Below are 13,744 nucleotides of genomic sequence, written 5' to 3'. Positions count from 1 at the left end.
CAGAGCGAGGACACGAAAGCTGGGGGCCCGGAGACGTAACAGAGAGTCGCCGATCGATGGAGGTTTCCGTGGACGTCGTTGTCAAGGGTCATCACTGCGAGGTCAGTGACCGCTTCCGGCAGTACGTCGAGGAAAAACTCGAGCGGATCGAGAAGGTCGATCACCGGGTACTGCGGTGCGAGGTGGAAGTCAGCCAGGAAAAGAACCCGCGACAGCACGATCGGGCGATGCGTGTCGAGCTCACCATGTACACCAAGGGTCCGGTGGTTCGCGCCGAAGCCTGCGGCGAGACCAAGCAGGCGGCGTTCGACGTCTGCCTGGACCGGCTCCGGTCCCAGGTCCGCAAGGCGGCCGACCGGCGCCGGGTGCACCGCGGTGAGCGCGGTCCGGAGGGTCTGCGGCACGTGAACGCGAAGCAGCCGCTCAACGGCAACGCACCGGTAGTGGAGGAATCAGTCGCCGAGGACGAAGTGGCGACACACAAGTACGGATCTGTCCTGGTCACCGGCGATGGGCCGCTGGTGATGCGGGAGAAGACCCACACCGCCAAGCCGATGACCCTGGACCAGGCGCTCTACGAGCTCGAACTGGTCGGGCACGACTTCTACCTGTACGTCGACGCCGACGAGAACCAGCCGAGTGTCGTCTACCGCCGTCGCGGTTACGACTACGGCGTGATCCGTCTGGCCAACTAGACCTCGGGAGGAGCACGACGGAGGGGCCGGGCGATCGCCCGGCCCCTCCACTTCGCCTCAAGCCCGAAGGCTCAGCTGTCGATCTGCTGCTGCAGCTCCGCCGCGTACGTCGCGACCTCGGCGTACACACCGGGGTTGCCGGCGTCCGCGCAGCCGACGCCCCAGGAGACGACGCCGAACAGGCGGCCGTTCAGGACCAGCGGGCCGCCCGAGTCACCCTGGCAGGAGTCCTTGCCGCCGTCCTCGTAGCCGGCGCAGATCTCGCCGTCGGGGGTGTAGCCCTCACTCGCGTACGCCTGCGAGCAGTAGTCGTCGCCCAGCACCGGCACGTCGACCTTCTGGAAGACGTCCTCCGGTCCGGTGCCCTCGGTGGCGCCCCAGCCGTAGACGACGGATGCCGCCCCCGCCGCGTCCGCTGCCTTGTCGGTGTTCAGCGCCAGCGTCGGTACGCCGTCGAACGGCGTGGCCAGCGTCAGCACGGCGACATCGTGGCCCGGCGACTTGCCGTACTCCGGGTCCACCCAGATGTTGCTGATCTTGGACTCCTTGCCGGTGGACTTGTCGCTCAGGTCGTCCCGGCCCTGGACCGCGGTATAGGTCGACACCGGCTCGGTGGTGCAGTGCGCCGCGGTGACGATCTTGTTCGCCGCGACCAGCGTCGAGCCGCAGTACTCACCGGTGGCGTCGGGGGAGCCGCTGTTCGACAGTTGGATGGCCCAGGGCGTGTCCGCGGTATGGGCGATCGTGCCGCCGACGATCCGGGTCTTTGGTCCGTCGGGCGACTGCGCGGCCGACGCGGAGCCGGCTACGGCCACCGCACCGAGGGACGCCGCGGTCAGTACGCCGGCCGCCAGGGCAGCGCGGACCACATGCTTCTTTCCTGTCATGCCTCACTCCAGGGAGGTAGGGGCCACGCGGGCGGGTGGCCTCCTCGCAGGTTCTCCCGAACACCATCCGTAGCGCACCTCCCACTTTCGGTAACTCCGGAGTTATGCCCGCACGTCCCAAGGCCGCTTTGAGCACCCACCAACCGTTTTCGAGCAGCCGAGATGGTTGGCCGGTGCTCAAAGACTGTCCGTGGGGACCGGCAGAATTCGGGTATGACGACGGAGTTGCAGCTCTCGACGGCTCAGGCGCGCCGGGTGGCGCTGGCGGCCCAGGGATTCACCGATCCCCGGCCGAGGGGCGTTCCCGACATGCGAGCGCTCAGCCGGGTGCTGGGCCGCATCGGGCTGATCCAGATCGACTCGGTCAACGTGCTGAGCAGGACGCAGTACCTGCCGCTCTACTCCCGCCTCGGTCCCTATCCGCGCGACCTGCTCGACCGGGCCGCCGGGAAGGCGCCGCGCCGGCTGGTGGAGTACTGGGCGCACGAGGCCTCGCTGATCCCGGTCGAGACGCACCCGCTGATGCGCTGGCGGATGGCGCGGGCGACGACCGAGGCCTGGGGCGGCCCGCGGTCGATCGCGAAGGAGCGGCCGGATCTGCTGAAGCAGGTGCTGGCCGACGTCCGCGACCACGGTCCGTTGACGGCCCGCGAGATCGACGACGACGTCGAGCGCACCAAGGACAACTGGGGCTGGAACTGGTCCGACGTGAAGCGCGCGCTCGAGTTCCTCTTCTTCGCCGGTGACATCACGGTGGCCCGTCGCAACCAGCAGTTCGAGCGGCTGTACGACGTGCCCGAGCGGGTGCTGCCCCGCGATGTCGTGGAGACGCCGACGCCGACCGTGGCGGAGGCGCACCGGGGACTGGTCTCGATCGCGGCCCGGGCGCACGGGGTCGCGACGGCGCAGTGCCTGCGGGACTACTTCCGGACCTCGCCGGAGCCGACCCTGCAGGCGATCGCCGAGCTGGTCGAGTCCGGCGAGCTGGTTCCGGTCCGGATCGACGGCTGGAAGCGCCCGGCGTACCTGCACCGCGATGCCCGGCTGCCGCGCCGGGTGAACGCGCGGGCCCTGGTCAGCCCGTTCGACTCGCTGGTCTTCGAGCGCACCCGGACCGAAGTGCTCTTCGACTTCCGGTACCGGATCGAGATCTACGTCCCGGCCGAGAAGCGCATCCACGGGTACTACGTGCTGCCCTTCCTGCTCGGTGACCGGCTGGTCGCCCGGGTGGACCTCAAGGCCGACCGCGCCGGCGGCGTACTGCTGGTCCAGTCGGCCCACGCCGAGCCGAAGGCGCCGGTGGAGACCGCCGAGGAGCTGGCCGCCGAGCTGGTCCAGCTGGCCGGATGGCTCGGGCTGGAGCAGGTCCGGGTGGCCGGTGGCGGTGACCTGTCGCCAGCACTCAGTGACGCCCTGCGAGGATTCTGAGAGCGGGCTGGGAACTTTCCGGCCCGCCCGAGCGTGGGTCGGATGGGGCGCCGACAGTCGCTGGGGCACGCTGCGGGCGTGGCTTGGCACACCCGGCCCCGTACGATGGGGGACGCACGCCTTCCTGATGGGTCGGTCGTGCCCTGTCGGCGTTCGGCCGCAACCCAGGTTTCTGCAGCAAGGAGTGAACTCCCCACCATGAAGGTTGTCGACAAGGTCCTGCGGATCGGCGAGGGCAAGATCCTCCGCCAGCTCCAGGGCATCGCGAAGATGGTCAACTCCATCGAGGACGACTTCAAGACGATGTCCGACGAGGAGCTCCGTGGCCAGACCGCGGAGTTCAAGCAGCGGCACGAGAACGGGGAGTCGCTCGACGCGCTGCTGCCGGAAGCGTTCGCGGTGGTGCGGGAGGCCGCCCAGCGGACCCTGCACCAGCGCCACTACGACGTCCAGATCATGGGCGGCGCGGCGCTGCACCTGGGCAACATCGCCGAGATGAAGACCGGTGAGGGCAAGACCCTCGTCGGCACCCTCCCGACGTACCTGAACGCGTTGTCCGGCAAGGGCGTGCACGTGGTCACGGTGAACGACTACCTGGCCAAGTACCAGGCGGAGTGGATGGGCCGGGTGTACCACTTCCTCGGCCTCGACTACGGCGTGATCCTGCCGGAGATGACGCCGGCCGAGCGCCGGGTCGCCTACGCCAAGGACATCACCTACGGCACCAACAACGAGTTCGGCTTCGACTACCTGCGCGACAACATGGCGGGCAGCATCGAGGACTGCGTCCAGCGCGAGCACAACTACGCGATCGTGGACGAGGTGGACTCGATCCTGGTCGACGAGGCCCGGACCCCGCTGATCATTTCCGGCCCGGCCGAGGACTCCCAGCGCTGGTACGTCGAGATGGCCCGGATCGCGAACGTGCTGAAGGCCTGGACGCTGGCCGACGAGGCGGAGCTGAAGCGGAAGAACCCCCGCGTCACCGACCTGGAGATCGACGAGACCAAGCGCCGGGTCGCCGACTACGACGTCGACGAGAAGAAGCGCACGGTCGCGATCCTCGAGCGCGGCATCGAGAAGGTCGAGGACCGGCTCGGCATCGACAACCTGTACGAGTCGGCCAACACCCCGCTGATCAGCTACCTGAACAACGCGCTGAAGGCCAAGGACCTGTTCCACCGGGACAAGGACTACGTGGTGGTCGGCAGCCAGGGCCAGGAAGAGGTCCTGATCGTCGACGAGCACACCGGCCGCACGCTGCACGGCCGCCGCTACAACGAGGGTCTGCACCAGGCGATCGAGGCCAAGGAAGGCGTCGAGATCAAGGAGGAGTACCAGACCCTCGCGACGATCACGCTGCAGAACTACTTCCGCCTCTACTCCAAGCTGGCCGGCATGACCGGTACGGCGATGACCGAGGCGAACGAGTTCTCCAAGGTCTACAAGCTCGGCGTCGTCCCGATCCCGACGAACAAGCCGATGATCCGGGTCGAGGAGCGGGACCTGATCTACCGCACCGAGGACGCCAAGTTCGACGCCGTGGTCAAGGACATCGTCGACGTGCACGCGACCGGGCAGCCGATCCTGGTCGGCACCACCTCGGTGGAGAAGTCCGAGCGGCTGTCCCGGCAGCTGCTCAAGGAGAACATCGCCCACGAGGTGCTGAACGCGAAGCAGCACGAGCGTGAGGCCGCGATCGTGGCCGAGGCCGGTCGCCGCGGCGCCGTCACGGTGGCCACTAACATGGCCGGTCGTGGTACCGACATCATCCTCGGCGGCAACCCGGAATTCCTGGCCGACAAGGAGTTGCGGGCCCGCGGCCTGGACCCGGCGGACGACATCGAGCAGTACGAGTCGGAGTACCCGTCGCTGCTGGAGCAGTTCGAGAAGCAGGTGAAGGAGGAGCAGGAAGAGGTCCGCGAGCTCGGCGGCCTCTACGTCCTCGGCACCGAGCGGCACGAGTCCCGCCGGATCGACAACCAGCTGCGCGGTCGCGCCGGCCGGCAGGGTGACCCGGGCAAGTCCCGGTTCTACCTGTCGCTGGAGGACGACCTGATGCGGCTGTTCAAGCGCGAGATGGTCGACTGGGCGATGTCGCGCAACAACGACGACAGCCAGCCGCTGGAGAACAAGGTCGTCACCAAGGCGATCGCGTCCGCGCAGGGCCAGGTCGAGGCGCAGAACTTCGAGACCCGGAAGAACATCCTCAAGTACGACGACGTGATGAACCGGCAGCGCCACGTCGTGTACGACGAGCGCCGCCGCGTGCTCGAGGGCGCCGACATGCGCGACCAGGTGCAGGACATGCTCGAGGAGACCGTCACCGGCTACGTGCAGGGCGCGACCGCCGACGGGTTCGCCGAGGACTGGGACCTGGACGCGCTGTTCACCGCGATGCGGACGCTGTACCAGACCGAGCTGACCGAGGACATCCTGATCGAGGAGGCCGGCGGCGAGAAGGCCGGCCTGACCCAGGACTTCCTGATCGAGCGGTTCCTCGAGGACGCCACCGCGGCGTACGAGCGGCGCGAGGAGCTCCTCGGCGAGGAGGCGATGCGCGAGCTGGAGCGGCGCGTCGTGCTGAGCGTGCTGGACCGCAAGTGGCGCGAGCACCTGTACGAGATGGACTACCTGCGCGAGGGCATCGGCCTGCGCGCGATGGCGCAGCGCGACCCGCTGGTCGAGTACCAGCGCGAGGGCTACGACATGTTCGCCTCGATGATGGAGTCGATCAAGGAGGAATCGGTCGGCTTCATCTTCAACGTCGAGGTCGACATCGAGGCGATGCGCGCCGAGATCGAGCTCGCCAACGAGGCGCAGCTGGCCGACGAGGAGAGCCTGGCCGGCCGCCGGATCGAGGACATCCTCACCCCGGGCGCGCCGGTCGCGGAGTTCGCCGGCCGGGGCGAGGGCGACGAGGAGCGGCCGCAGGACACCCCGCGCCCGCGCGACACGCCGCGCCTGCGGGCCAAGGGCCTGACGACCGAGAGCCGCCCGCAGCGGCTGTCGTACTCCGCGCCGACGATCGACGGCGACGACGAGGTCGCCCGGCACGAGGACGCGGTCGAGGACGGCAAGCTCGAGTACGCCGGCACCCCGCGCAACGCGGCCTGCCCGTGCGGCTCCGGCAAGAAGTACAAGCGCTGCCACGGCGACCCGCAGTCGGACGTCTACAAGTTCTGAGCAGCACGTAAAGAAAGGGCCGGTCCGCGCGGACCGGCCCTTTCGCTGTGCTCAGAGAGTCTTGAGGTCGACCGCGTCGGCCATCACTCGGTAGCCGGCCTCGTTGGGGTGCAGGTGATCGCCGCTGTCGTACTGCGGCGCCAGGCGGGTCGGATCGGCGCGATCGGCGAGCGCCTTGGCGAAGTCGGCGACGGCGTCGAACTCGCCGCTCGTGGTGATCCAGGTGTTGACGGCAGTCCTGATCTGCGCGCTGTGGGCGGTGTAGACCGAGGCGCCGCGGAAGGGCGTCAAGGTCACCCCGACGATGCGGATCCCGCGAGCGTGGGCATCCCGGATCAGCGCGCGGTAGCCGGCGACGAGCTGCGCGGGAGTGATCGCCGGGTTCGGCGTCGTACAGCTCGTCGGTGGGAGTTCGGGGTAGCCGAGATCGTTGACGCCGATCAGGACGAGCGCAGTCTTGGTCCCGGGCTGGTCCAGTACGTCGCGGTGAAACCGGGTCAGGCCGTTCTCGCCGTAGCAGGCGGAGTTCGCCAGCAGCCGGTTGCCGCCGAGCCCGGCGTTCAGCACCGGGCGGCCAAGGCGCGCTGCCAGCAGGTCTGGGTACCGCGACCCGGGTGCGGCGGTGTAGCCGTTGGTGATCGAGTCCCCGAAGGCGACCACCGAGCCGCCGTCCGCAGGGTTCACATCGACGCCGGCCAGGAAGTACCAGCTGCTACTCGCCTCCCGGTACGCCGTGCCGCTGGTGTCCCTGCGCTGGTCGCCGGCCGCCCGGTACGACGCTCCCGTTGCGCCGAACTCGTGGAAAGTGGCCGGTCCGGTCGCGTCGGCGAAGTACAAAGTGACGGCGAGTTGGGTCCCGCTGCTCAGGCCGGGCAGCGTGATGGCGTCGCCGGCGACCTGGCCGCCGGTGGGAATGCTGACCGACTCGGCGCCCCCGAACCGCACCGGCTGGACCGATCCCGGCACGACGGCCGCGCCCTTGGCCGCCTTGGCGACGGTTGCCCCGGTCAGCTCGAGCGGTCGTACGCCGTACTGGTTGGTGATCCGGATCCGCACCTCGGATCCGCCGGAGCTCAGCCGGACCACCTGGCGCACCGATTGGGCGGCGAATCCCTGCTGGGACCAGTTCTGGTTCGTGTTGGGCTGCTGCATCGCCGTCATCCACGCGGCGCGCCACGCCGGTGGTGCCGCGGGCGGAGTCTGCCGAGCCGTGGCCGGGGCAAGGGAGGTGTGCGCCGCCACCACCAGCAGCACGGCCAGCGCTCCGGCCAGAGCGCACCAACTCCGCAGTACCCGCACTTCAGCTTCCTCTCGTCAGGCTGGACTCCTGTTCCTAGTGCTCGATGCGCGCGGGTGTGCCGAGGTTGCGATGGGCGATGATGATCACATGTGGCTGACGGAGAGGTTCGGGTTGTCGGTGCCGGTGATCGGTGCGCCGATGGCGAATGTGAGCGGTGGACTGCTGACCGCGGCGATTTCGGCCGCCGGCGGCCTGGGGATGCTCGGGGCGGGCTCGGCTGTCACGCCTGACTGGATCCGGACCGAGGGTGCGATCGCCGCGGCGAGCGGGAAGCCGTACGGGATCGGGCTGATGGCCTGGTCGGTCAAGGAGCGCCCGGAGCACCTCGACGCCGTGCGCGAGCTGAAGCCCGCTCTCGTCTCGCTGAGCTTCGGGGACGTCGCGCCGTACGTCGGCCCGCTGCAGGCGGCTGGGATCGTGGTCGCGACGCAAGCCGGCACAGTCGCCGACGCGCGTGAGGCAATCGATGCCGGCGTGGACGTGATCGTGGCTCGCGGCGCCGAGGCGGGCGGCCACGGGCGGAACGCAGTGTCGACGTTGCCGCTCCTGCAGGCGATCCTCGACCTCACCGATCTGCCGGTGCTCGCGGCCGGTGGGATCTCCGGTCCGCGCGGCCTGGCTGCTGTGCTCGCGGCAGGTGCTGCCGGCGGCTGGATCGGGACGGCATTCCTCACCAGCGTCGAGGCTCAGACCAAGGAGCGGGTCCGGCAGCGGATCATCGAGGCGGACGAGACCGAGACCGTGTACGGCACCGTCTTCGACGCCGCCTCCCGGGCCGGCTGGCCGGACGAGTTCGGCGGCCGTGCCCTGCGGAACGCGTACTTCGACAGCTGGGAAGGGCGTGAGGCCGAGCTGAAGTCGGACGACAGCGGCCACGCCGAGTACGTCGACGGTACGAAGGCCGCCGACCCGGCCCGCGCCTCGATCTACGCGGGCCAGGGCGTCGGCGCACTGACCGGTCGGCCGACGGCCGCCGAGGTGCTCGCCGGCTTCGCGACGTACCGGACCTACTTGAGCGCCGCCCTCAACGACGGGTCCAAGTAGTTGTGATGGGCAACTACGAGGTCGTTGCACAGGGCCCAGATCTGCTCGACCGGTAGCGTCCCGGCAGTTGCCGGATCGACCATGACGGCCTGGCGGATCGCGCGCGGGTCTTGGGTGATCGCGGCCTGAACAGTTAGCTCGGCGACGTTGAGATACGAGCGGTTGAGCGCGGCGCACTGGGGTGGGAGCTCGCCGACCGCGGTGGGCTGGACGCCCGAAGCGTCTACCAGGCTGGGGACCTCGACGACGGCTCCGGACGGCAGATTGGGGATCAGGCCTGTGTTGGGGACGTTGGCGTAGACGGTGCGTGGGGTGCCGGTCACGATGCTGTGGATGATCTGGGGGGCGTACTCCATCGTGGGGTCGACGCTCAGTGGCTCGCCGGCTTTCAGAGCGCTGCGGGTCTGCTCGTACGACGCGAGGTTCTCGGCGACGATCTCGAGGTAGGCGCCGATCGGCAATCGGAGGCGGTCGACTTCCGAAGCATGGCCGAGATACCACGGGACGTACTCCGAGGAGTGCTCGCTCGTCTCCGTCGGGTAGAACCCCAGCCGCCGGTACATGTCCACGCGCACCCGTCGCAACAGTTCCGGATCCGCCGCGATCGCCTCGTCCAGCCGGTCGTACAGGTTCTCGGCGCCACGCTCGAACCGCAGTACCCACGACTGGTGGTTCACCCCGGCGGCCAGGTAGGTCACGTCCTCGTACGGCACGCCGACCAGTTCGGACAGGCCCTGCATCGTCCAGTACACCGAGTGGCAGAGGCCGACGACGTTCTTCACGCCGAGCGCCTTCAGGTACCAGACGTTCATCACCATCGGGTTGGTGTAGTTGAGCAGCCACGCGTCGGGGCAGACGTCCGCGATATCGGCGGCGAGTCCACGCAGTACCGGGAAGGTCCGCAGTGCCCGGAACACGCCACCGACGCCGAGCGTGTCCCCGATCGTCTGCCGGATCCCGTACCGCGCGGGGATCTCGAAGTCGGCCCGGGTCGCCTCGTTCATCCCGACCTGGACGATGTTGATCACGAAGTCCGCGTCCGCGAGGGCCGCGCGTCGCTCGAGGTGCGCGGTGATCCGCACCGGCCGGTCCTTGGCCAGGTACGACGCTGCCGCGGCGGCCGTGTCGAGCCGCTCGGGGTCGATGTCGTGCAGAGCGATGTGCAACGGTCCGAGGTCGAGGTCGAACAGATCCGCCAGCAAGCCCTGCGTGAACACCACGCTGCCCGCGCCGATGAAAGCAATCCTCGTCATGCTGTCACTTCTTCCCAGGTCGGTTGGGCTGCGGTGCCTCCGGCGGCTCTGGTGCTCAACGATCCACAGGCGGCGGCGATGGTCAGTGCGCGATCGGGTTTGAAGCCGTTGAGTACGGCGGCCACCCAGCCCGCATCGAAGCTGTCACCGGCGCCGACGGCGTCGACTGTCTCTACCTTCAGCGCCGGTGCGGTGACGACCCTGGAACCGTTGTGGGCGAGCGCGCCCTCAGCCCCGTTCTTCACGACGACGAGAGGGCCGCGGCGGGCCAGGATGCCGGCGGCATCCACGACCGAGTGATGGCCGGTCAGCGCGAGCGCCTCCGCCGCATTGGGAAGGAAGTAGTCGGTGACGCGCAGGATCGGGTCGAGAGCCGTCCGGTCCCACTTGCCCGCCGGGTCGTCGTTGGGGTCGAGCGAGGTGGTCGCCTTCGCGGCCTTGGCCTCCTTGAAGATCCTCGCCAACCCGACCGCCAACTCGGGCAGCAGATAGAACGAGCCCGCATGCACATGCCGCGCCGAGCAGACCATACGGTTTGGTATGTCGGCCGCCGTGACGGCCGGCAGGCAGCCGGGGGAGGTGAGGATCGCGCGATCGTCGCCCGACGTGAGGATGGTGGTGAGCGGTGTCGGGAGCGACGGGTCGGTCACCAGCGCGGACACGTCGACCCCGCGCTCGGCAAGCGTCGTACGGACGAAGGCCCCGGCCGCGTCATCCCCGACCCGGCCTGCGAACGCCACGCTCAGCCCGAGTCGCGCCGCACCACACGCCATGATCGAAGCCGAGCCCCCGAGAACCAGGGAACCGGACGGAACCAGCCGCTCCCGCTGCCCGAAGAGAATCGGCTGCGCGACCGGCCCGACCACCACGTCAGGATTCGCGTCGCCGATCACCAGAAGGTCAAATGTCATAGCTCAGCCCTTGAGTCCGGTGGAAGCCAGCGAGCGGATGAACGCCTTCTGGGCAAGGAGAAAGCCCAGCAGGACGGGCAGTACGGTGATGACGTTGCCGGCCATCACCGCGGACCACTGGGTGTGGTGCTGGCCCTGGAAGGTGGTCAGTCCGAGCTGGAGCGTGTACGTCGAGTCGGTGTTGATCGCGATCAACGGCCAGGTCAGGTCGTTCCAGGTCGCGAGGAACGTCAGTACGGCGACCGTGCTCAATGCCGGCCGGGCCAACGGCAGCACGATCGAGATCAGGATCCGCAGCCGTCCGCAGCCGTCGATCCACGCCGCCTCCTCGAGCTCGCGCGGCAGCGAGACGAAGAACTGCCGGAACAGGAACACCGACAGCGGCGTCACCAGCGACGGCACGATCAGCGCGCCGAGCGTGTCGATCAGCCCGAGCTCCTTCATCACCAGGAAGGTCGGGATCATCGTCAGCTGGAACGGGATCACCATCGTCGCCAGCATCAGCCCGAGCACGATCTTCGACCCGGCGAACCGGATCCGCGCGAACGCGTACCCGCCGAGCGTGCCGAGCACCAGGTTCGCCGTCACCGCCACAGCCGAGACGATGAACGAGTTCAGGAACCACCGCGGGAACAACGCGTTGCCGAGCACGTACCTGTACCCGTCCAGCTTGATCCCGTGCGGCCACAGCGCCGGCGGGAACCGGTTGATCTCGGCGTTGCTCATCACCGAGCTCACCAGCAACCACACCAACGGCAACGCGAACAGCAACGCCAACGGCGCCAGTACGAAATGCCAGGCAGAGAAGGGCAATCGCTTCATCGAGCAGCCACCCTCCGCCGGTACACCTGCAGGATCACACCGACCACCAGCAGCGCGACCGCCAAGGTGTACGCCGCGGCCGCGCTGTACCCGGCCGTGAACGTCTTGAACGCCTTCTCCCAGATGAAGTACACGATCACCGTCGTCGATCCGAGCGGCCCGCCCTTCGTCGTCACGAAGACCAGGTCGAACACCTGCAACGCATTGATGGTCTGGAACAGCAACAGGAAGATCGACACGGGCGTCAACGCCGGCAGCGTCACATGCCGCAGTACGCCCCAACGCCCGGCGCCGTCGATCCGCGCCGCTTCGACCAGATCGCTCGAAACCCCTTGCAGACCGGCCAGGTAGACGATGACGCAGAACCCGGTCCCACTCCACAACGAGATCGCGACCAGGAGGTACAGCGCCTGACCCGGATCGCTGAAGAACCCCTGCGCCGGCAACCCGACCTTGTGCAGCACCGAGTTCGCGACGCCGAACTCCGGGTCGAGTACGAACGAGAACAGCACGCCCTGCGCCGCCGCCGACACCACGAACGGCACGAACACCAACGTCCGGTACAGCCCGATGAACGCGATCTTCCGATCCAGCGCGATCGCGATCGCCAACCCCGCGACCACGCTCAACGGCACATAGAGAACCGTGTAGATCAGGGTGTGCGAGACCGCCGACCCGAACGCCGGATCCTTCAGCAACGCCTTGTAGTTCGCGAGTCCGACCCACTCCGAAGGCGACACCAGGTCGTTGATCTGGAACGACAACAGCAACGACCACAACACCGGTACGACGCTGAGCCCGAGGATGATCACCACCGACGGACTGACGAACGCCCAGCCGGTCGCCCCTTCGGTCCGGGCCCGCCGTTTCGCGGCCGCCCGGCTGCGCGGGTCGACCGTGAACGTACCGACCACACTGGCCATCAGTTCGGCACCGCCAGCACCTGGTTGCACTGGTCAACGGCCTGCTTCAACGCATCGCCAGGACTCTGCTTCCCGAGCAGTACGGCGGAGATCGCCTCGCCGAGGTGCTGCGAGATCTGCGGGTACGCCGTGATCGTCGGCCGCACTTTCGCCGTGTCGAGTGCCTTGACGAACACGTCCAGACCGTTCGTCTCGGTCGAGTGCTTCTTCCACGCCGGAAGGTCCGCGGTCGCCTTCGTGATCGGCAGGCTGCCGCCCTTCATGTCCCACTGGATGTCCTGCGCCGGCTCGGCCAGCCAGGCGACGAACTCGGTGGCCGCCTTCACCTTCGCCTTGCCGTTGTCGAAGACCGTCCAGGTGTCCGGACCCGAGATCGTCACGGCCTTCCCGGAGTACGACGGCAGCGGTACGACGCCGTACTCGAGGCCGGCGTCGTTCAGCTCGGGGAGCTGCCAGGGGCCGGTGGCAACCATTCCCATCCGGCCGGCGAGGAAGACCTGGTAGAGCTGCTCGCTGCCCGGCTTCGGGTCGACGTACAGCGACTTGTCGGTCCGCAGCCGGTCCAGCGTGCCAAGGGCCTGTGCGCCGACCGCGTCGAAGCCGACCTTCTTGCCGTCGCCGCTGACGACGTCACCGCCGAGGTCCCAGATCATCGGCCAGATCCGCCAGACCGTGTCCTCGTCGCCGACGCCCGGCCAGCCGGTGCCGAAGACGCCCTTGGCCGGGTTGGTCAGCTGCTTCGACATCGCGGTGAAGTCGTCCCAGGTCCAGCCGGTCTTCGGCGCCGGCAGGCCGGCCGCGGCGAACAGTTTCTTGTTGTAGACCACGCAGAGCGAATCGAGCAGCGCCGGCGCGGCTCGGACCTTGCCTTTCACGCTGACCGCGTCCTTGGCGGCCGGCCAGTAGTCGTCGATCTTCAGCGCGCCGGTCAGGTCGGCGACCTTCGGGCTCTTGGTCAGGCTGGCGAGGTCCGACCCGAAGATGTACGCGATGTCCGGGTAGGACCCCGCCGCCAGACCGGCGGTGACCTTCTGCAGCATGCTGTCCGCGGTGACGCCGCCACCGCCGCCGACCACCTTGATCTTCGGATGACTCTTGTTGAACTCGGTGATCAAGGCATCGATCGCGGCCTTGCCGGTGTCGACCTGACCGTGCCAGAGGTCGAGCGTCACGACACCGTTCGCATCGGCCCCTTCGTCGTCGTTCTTACCGCAGGCGGCAAGGGAGCCGGCCAGGGTCGCGGCGGCCGCGGCCCTCAGGACGTCGCGGCGGGACAGGTTTCGAGCAGGCATGAG

Annotated in this window: 11 protein-coding genes; 4 read left to right on the top strand and 7 right to left on the bottom strand. The window is 68.4% G+C overall.

Going from position 1 to position 13,744, the window contains the following annotated elements:
* The first annotated feature begins 68 nt into the window (after positions 1-68).
* Positions 69-695: a ribosome hibernation-promoting factor, HPF/YfiA family gene (gene hpf / locus ACIA58_RS29130; protein ID WP_396406990.1), complete on the top strand. Its 627-nt coding sequence runs from the start codon at positions 69-71 to the stop codon at positions 693-695.
* Positions 696-766: 71 nt separating this feature from the next.
* Here hpf and ACIA58_RS29125 read toward each other — a convergent pair whose 3' ends face one another.
* The gene (locus ACIA58_RS29125) at positions 767-1,582 is read right to left on the bottom strand and encodes a S1 family peptidase (RefSeq protein WP_396406989.1); all 816 of its coding nucleotides are present in this window, start codon (positions 1,580-1,582) and stop codon (positions 767-769) included.
* A 213-nt stretch (positions 1,583-1,795) separates the two neighbouring features.
* Between ACIA58_RS29125 and ACIA58_RS29120 the strand changes: the two genes are divergently transcribed.
* Positions 1,796-3,010 carry a winged helix-turn-helix domain-containing protein gene (locus ACIA58_RS29120; protein ID WP_396406988.1) on the top strand — a complete coding sequence of 405 codons (1,215 nt, stop codon included), beginning with the start codon at positions 1,796-1,798 and terminating at the stop codon, positions 3,008-3,010.
* A 198-nt stretch (positions 3,011-3,208) separates the two neighbouring features.
* A complete protein-coding gene (secA, locus tag ACIA58_RS29115) occupies positions 3,209-6,196 on the top strand; it encodes a preprotein translocase subunit SecA (protein ID WP_396406987.1) in 2,988 nt (995 codons plus the stop codon).
* 51 nt (positions 6,197-6,247) lie between these two features.
* On the opposite strand, the gene ACIA58_RS29110 is transcribed toward secA, so the two are convergent.
* Positions 6,248-7,495: an SGNH/GDSL hydrolase family protein gene (locus ACIA58_RS29110; protein ID WP_396406986.1), complete on the bottom strand. Its 1,248-nt coding sequence runs from the start codon at positions 7,493-7,495 to the stop codon at positions 6,248-6,250.
* A gap of 88 nt (positions 7,496-7,583) precedes the next feature.
* Here ACIA58_RS29110 and ACIA58_RS29105 point away from each other — a divergent pair, with 88 nt between their 5' ends.
* The gene (locus ACIA58_RS29105; RefSeq protein ID WP_396406985.1) at positions 7,584-8,540 is read left to right on the top strand and encodes an NAD(P)H-dependent flavin oxidoreductase; all 957 of its coding nucleotides are present in this window, start codon (positions 7,584-7,586) and stop codon (positions 8,538-8,540) included.
* Here the strand turns inward: ACIA58_RS29105 and ACIA58_RS29100 are convergent.
* Genes ACIA58_RS29100 through ACIA58_RS29080 form a run of 5 tightly spaced genes read right to left on the bottom strand, consistent with a single transcriptional unit; the run spans position 8,504 to position 13,741 of the window.
* Complete coding sequence (locus ACIA58_RS29100; protein WP_396406984.1) at positions 8,504-9,793, bottom strand: alpha-glucosidase/alpha-galactosidase; 1,290 nt, start codon at positions 9,791-9,793, stop codon at positions 8,504-8,506. The genes ACIA58_RS29105 and ACIA58_RS29100 overlap by 37 nt on opposite strands.
* Positions 9,790-10,704, bottom strand: coding sequence for a carbohydrate kinase family protein (locus tag ACIA58_RS29095; RefSeq protein ID WP_396406983.1), 915 nt, complete (start codon positions 10,702-10,704; stop codon positions 9,790-9,792). Before ACIA58_RS29095 ends, ACIA58_RS29100 begins: the two co-directional genes overlap by 4 nt.
* 3 nt (positions 10,705-10,707) lie before the next feature.
* Positions 10,708-11,526 carry a carbohydrate ABC transporter permease gene (locus ACIA58_RS29090; protein WP_396406982.1) on the bottom strand — a complete coding sequence of 273 codons (819 nt, stop codon included), beginning with the start codon at positions 11,524-11,526 and terminating at the stop codon, positions 10,708-10,710.
* Positions 11,523-12,449: a carbohydrate ABC transporter permease gene (locus ACIA58_RS29085; RefSeq protein WP_396406981.1), complete on the bottom strand. Its 927-nt coding sequence runs from the start codon at positions 12,447-12,449 to the stop codon at positions 11,523-11,525. Before ACIA58_RS29085 ends, ACIA58_RS29090 begins: the two co-directional genes overlap by 4 nt.
* Positions 12,449-13,741, bottom strand: a complete 1,293-nt coding sequence (locus tag ACIA58_RS29080; protein WP_396406980.1) for an ABC transporter substrate-binding protein — start codon at positions 13,739-13,741, stop codon at positions 12,449-12,451. The genes ACIA58_RS29085 and ACIA58_RS29080 overlap by 1 nt, the downstream gene beginning before the upstream one ends.
* Between the last annotated feature and the right edge of the window lie 3 nt (positions 13,742-13,744).

It is taken from the genome of Kribbella sp. NPDC051586 (assembly GCF_044453965.1).
Lineage (GTDB): Bacteria > Actinomycetota > Actinomycetes > Propionibacteriales > Kribbellaceae > Kribbella.
Note: the sequence above shows the minus strand (reverse complement) of the source record. Positions and strands in the feature narration are given on the sequence as shown.

Bases quoted from the DNA above. Each gene is read 5' to 3' on its own strand.
- ACIA58_RS29105 (WP_396406985.1), top strand. From the start codon at position 7,584: ATGTGGCTGACGGAGAGGTTCGGGTTGTCGGTGCCGGTGATCGGTGCG.
- ACIA58_RS29125 (WP_396406989.1), bottom strand. From the start codon at position 1,582: ATGACAGGAAAGAAGCATGTGGTCCGCGCTGCCCTGGCGGCCGGCGTA.
- ACIA58_RS29085 (WP_396406981.1), bottom strand. From the start codon at position 12,449: ATGGCCAGTGTGGTCGGTACGTTCACGGTCGACCCGCGCAGCCGGGCG.
- ACIA58_RS29090 (WP_396406982.1), bottom strand. From the start codon at position 11,526: ATGAAGCGATTGCCCTTCTCTGCCTGGCATTTCGTACTGGCGCCGTTG.
- ACIA58_RS29100 (WP_396406984.1), bottom strand. From the start codon at position 9,793: ATGACGAGGATTGCTTTCATCGGCGCGGGCAGCGTGGTGTTCACGCAG.
- secA (WP_396406987.1), top strand. From the start codon at position 3,209: ATGAAGGTTGTCGACAAGGTCCTGCGGATCGGCGAGGGCAAGATCCTC.
- ACIA58_RS29095 (WP_396406983.1), bottom strand. From the start codon at position 10,704: ATGACATTTGACCTTCTGGTGATCGGCGACGCGAATCCTGACGTGGTG.
- ACIA58_RS29120 (WP_396406988.1), top strand. From the start codon at position 1,796: ATGACGACGGAGTTGCAGCTCTCGACGGCTCAGGCGCGCCGGGTGGCG.
- ACIA58_RS29080 (WP_396406980.1), bottom strand. From the start codon at position 13,741: ATGCCTGCTCGAAACCTGTCCCGCCGCGACGTCCTGAGGGCCGCGGCC.